Annotated in this window: 2 protein-coding genes; both read right to left on the reverse strand. The window is 42.6% G+C overall.

The features are described from left to right. Positions 1 to 1237: carboxypeptidase-like regulatory domain-containing protein (locus WC615_RS22285; RefSeq protein WP_372980241.1), on the reverse strand; the 1237-nt coding region annotated here is incomplete at its 3' end. 261 nt (positions 1238 to 1498) lie between these two features. Then, on the reverse strand, positions 1499 to 2692 hold the full coding sequence (locus tag WC615_RS22290; RefSeq protein ID WP_372980242.1) for a FecR family protein: 1194 nt from the start codon (positions 2690 to 2692) through the stop codon (positions 1499 to 1501). Positions 2693 to 2814 lie beyond the last annotated feature (122 nt).

Raw genomic sequence — 2814 nt, forward strand, 5'->3', positions numbered from 1 at the left:
TTTCCCAGTTGGTGTTATAAATAGGTTTGTTATTGTTATCAAATAATAATGGGAAATTGGCATGATTTAACTCCTTGGGCGGTGTTTGTACTGTACCTGTTGGGTCAAATTTTGCGCCGTTAGCAAACGATTGATTATAGATGTCAACAAATTGCTGTGAGTTAAGCGTTGGTAAATGCCTGTACAACTGGCTTATGTTTGCATTTGCCTCGTAGCTAATAGTAGCCGGGCCTTTTTTACCACGTTTGGTGGTAACCATAATTACCCCGTTAGCGCCACGCACCCCATAAATGGCTGTTGATGATGCATCTTTTAACACTTCAAGAGAAGCAACATCATTTGGGTTGATGGAGTTTGGATCAACACCAACAACACCATCAACCACATACAGTGGATCGAGATTTGAGTTGATAGAACCAATACCCCTGATACGTACCTTGGCTGCTGCACCTGGTGCATTACTGTTAACGCTTACATCAACACCGGCAACCTTGCCTTGTAATGCCTGCGATAAATTGGGCACGGGTTTATCCATCAACTGCTCGGCCTTAACTGTGGTTACAGCCCCGGTAAGGTCAGATTTTTTTGCCGTACCGTAACCAATTACCACTACCTCGTTTAATGCTTTCGACTCTTCGGTCAGCACTACATCAATGTTTTGGCGGTTGCTTATAGCTACTTCCTGGCTGTTATAGCCAATAAAGCTAAATACCAGTGTGCCGTTACCATCGGGTACGGTTAACTTGTACTTACCGTTAGCATCGGTACTGGTACCGGTAGTGGTACCTTTTAATTTTACGTTTACGCCGGGCAGCGGGCCTTTAGCATCGGTTACCGTACCTGTTACGTCTATTGCTTTAAATTCGGGGGTGTTATCAGTGTCCTTCTTTTTTACTACAATGGTTTCCTGGAAAATTTTGTAGGTGAGGGGCTGATCTTTAAAAGCCTCATCAAGCGCCCGGGTTACCGAAACCGAAGCAACATCGATGTTAATACCACGAACCTTTGATACATCATTTTTATCATACATAAAATGATAGCCTGTTTGTTTCTCTATCAGGCGCAGAACTTTCTCGACAGAGACGTTCTTTTGGCGCAATGACACAGTCTGGCTGAATGTCTTTGCGCTCACATTGGTAAGGGCTGCAATTATTAAAATAGCAGTGAATTTCATAACCAATATTATTTTGGATAGTTTAGACCATGCCAACGGCACAGCCTTAGAATTAAAATTCATAAGTTTGTTGTGTTTGGGTTAAACATTAAGTTTCAATTCGTCAAATTGCAACGATTATGGGGCCCAGGCATTTAGCCGGGAAAGTGGGTCGAAACACTTCCCGGTTTTTTTATATGCTTTTATACCGTGATGCAAAGCAAAAGGTATAAGCCGGCCACCGTACTGAGGTTAACTTGCGGGGTGTATTTTTTTCATCATAAGTGGTTTTTTGTGAGGTGAATAATTGATGTATAAATAGTATTGTTTTTTGGCTGTTTATATTTAATATACAATAATGTCTTTCCCTTCAATTTTAAGGTCGACACCTGTATACTTTAACATGTTCAGTAATTCTGATGCTTTTACATTGCGCGATATGTGGCCGTTAAACTCCCTTGCCGGTACACCTTTTTTGTAGGTGATATCAACATCATACCAGCGTGCTGCCTGGCGTAGTATCACATCTATACCTGCATCTTTAAACTGAAATATTCCGTTTTTCCAGGCGGTTTCGTCATCCACATCAACATCGTTTATCACTTTGTTTTGGCCTGTTTTGTTTATTTGTGCTTGCTGGCCCGGTTTTAACCTGGCGCTGAAGCCCCCGCTGGTTATATTAACGGCACCCTCAAGCAGGGTGGTTTTCATAACAGCTTCATCATCATAAGCCATTACGTTAAAGTGTGTGCCTAAAACTTCGATATCGGCATGGTTGGTTTTAACCCTGAAAGGCATAGCCTTATTCTTGGTGACTTCAAAATAAGCCTCGCCGGTAATTTCTACCTGCCTTGTTGTACCTGTAAAATATGTTGGGAAGCGTAATGATGATGCTGAGTTAAGCCATACGTTTGTGCCATCGGGCAGAATAACCTGGTATTGCCCGCCTCGCGGGGTGGTAATAACATTTATTTCGGGTGCTGCTTTTGTATTTGCTGTACCAGCGGCGTTATAAAGCAACTGCCCGTCGGCTGTTTTTTTAATAAGGGTTGAGCCTTGTTGCGCCAACATGCCGTTTTGGGCATTATCAAGAATTATAGTTTTGCCATTGGCCAGGGTAAGTATGGCTTTATTGCCGCCCGGCAGGGCATCATGTAAGGGGCGCTTTGCTTTTACAAGCGTTGTTTGCTGTTGTTTGCGCGGGTGATGGTGGGTGTAAATACCAAGACCTACAAAAAGCAGTATCATAGCAGCGGTAGATATTTTTGCCCATAAAAATATATTATTACGCGGCTTTACATTTTCGCCGGATGCGTCAGCGCCTAAAATTTTGCTGAGCATTGCGTTTGTTTTATCAGCGTTGAACAGTGCGGCGTTGGGCTTCAGATCGTCCCAGGCCTGGCGTATCAATAAATAGAGTTCTTCATCGCCCGCGCCGTCGTTTATAATAGTAAGCAGCTCGTCGCGCTCCTGCGCAGTGGCCGTTTTACTATAATATCGCTCAAAAAGGTATCTTAACCTAAGCCTGGATGTATTCATTAAATGTTGTTCAATAATTGGTAGTTGTACAAAAGCCGGGGGGCTTTTTATTACATGACACCAAACGCAACAAAAAAGGGGGTATGGCTTTTAAAATTTTTTTGAAAAAAATGCGGAAACCA

Source organism: Mucilaginibacter sp. (assembly GCF_041663085.1).
Classification (GTDB): domain Bacteria; phylum Bacteroidota; class Bacteroidia; order Sphingobacteriales; family Sphingobacteriaceae; genus Mucilaginibacter.